Source organism: Methylosinus sp. Sm6 (assembly GCF_019802345.1).
Lineage (GTDB): Bacteria > Pseudomonadota > Alphaproteobacteria > Rhizobiales > Beijerinckiaceae > Methylosinus.
On the sequence record NZ_JAINDZ010000118.1, the window covers coordinates 1 to 1,116 of the forward strand.

Sequence of the window (1,116 nt, forward strand, 5' to 3'; positions counted from 1 at the left end):
GCCGCTCGTTATAAAAGGCCAGATATTTGGCGATGGACGCGCGCGCCTCGGACACGCTGTCATAGGCGCGCAGATAGGCCTCCTCATATTTGACGCTGCGCCACAGCCGCTCGACGAACACATTGTCGCGCCAGGCGCCCTTGCCGTCCATGCTGATGGCGATTTTCGCGTCGAGCAGCACGCTCGTGAAGCCATTGCCGGTGAACTGGCTGCCCTGGTCCGTGTTGAAAATTTCGGGTCTGCCATGCTTTGCCAGCGCCTCTTTCAACGCCTCGACGCAAAACTCCGCCTCCATCGTGATCGATACGCGATGCGCCAGCACGCGCCGGCTCGCCACGTCGACGACCGCCGCGAGATAGACGAAGCCGCGTCGCATCGGGATATAGGAGATATCCGTCGCCCAGACATGATTGGGCCGCTCGACCTTCACGCCGCGCAGGAGATAAGGGTAGATCTTATGCCCCGGCGCCGGCTTGCTCGTGTTTGGCCGCCGATAGATCGCGGCAATGCCCATCCGCTTCATCAGCGTCGCCACATGGCGGCGACCGACGACGACGCCCTCGCGCCGCAAGAAATCGCGTAGCATCCGCGCCCCTGCAAAGGGATGTTCGAGATGCAATTCGTCGATCCGCCGCATGAGCTTCAAATCCTCGGCCGAGACGGGCTGCGGCTTGTAGTAGACCGAGCTGCGCGCGACGCCGAGCGCTCGCGCCTGACGGGCGATGGGGAGATCGTGGCTGCGGTCGATCATCGTTTTACGCTCAGCAATCCCGCTTTGGTGAGCGCGCCGGACAAAAAATCATTGGTCAGCGTCAGTTCGCCGATCTTGGCGTGAAGCGCCTTCAAATCGACCGCCGCTTCCTTCGCTTCCGGTTTTTCCTGACCGAAAACGCCCGTCGCACCTTCGAGAAGTTGGCCCTTCCACGTCGTGATCTGGTTCGGATGAACGTCGAACTGCTGCGCGAGTTCGCTGAGCGTCTTCTCGCCCTTGATCGCGGCCAAAGCCACCTTCGCTTTAAACGCCGGGGAATGCGTCCGGCGGGTCGTGTCCCCACCGGTGGTGTAGCAGTTCGGGAGCAAGCCGCTCGCGACGCGCGCTTTTCATAGCGCCGTAGC

Annotated in this window: 1 protein-coding gene; it reads right to left on the minus strand. The window is 62.1% G+C overall.

Annotated features, from left to right (window positions below):
- Positions 1–1,080, minus strand: a protein-coding gene (locus tag K3F48_RS23795; protein WP_370631493.1) for an IS3 family transposase whose coding sequence is annotated in 2 segments (ribosomal slippage) — positions 1–792 and positions 792–1,080 — 1,081 coding nt annotated over the 2 segments. Because the reading frame shifts where the segments join, the coding sequence is not laid out codon by codon here. This gene is flagged as partial in the annotation.
- Between the last annotated feature and the right edge of the window lie 36 nt (positions 1,081–1,116).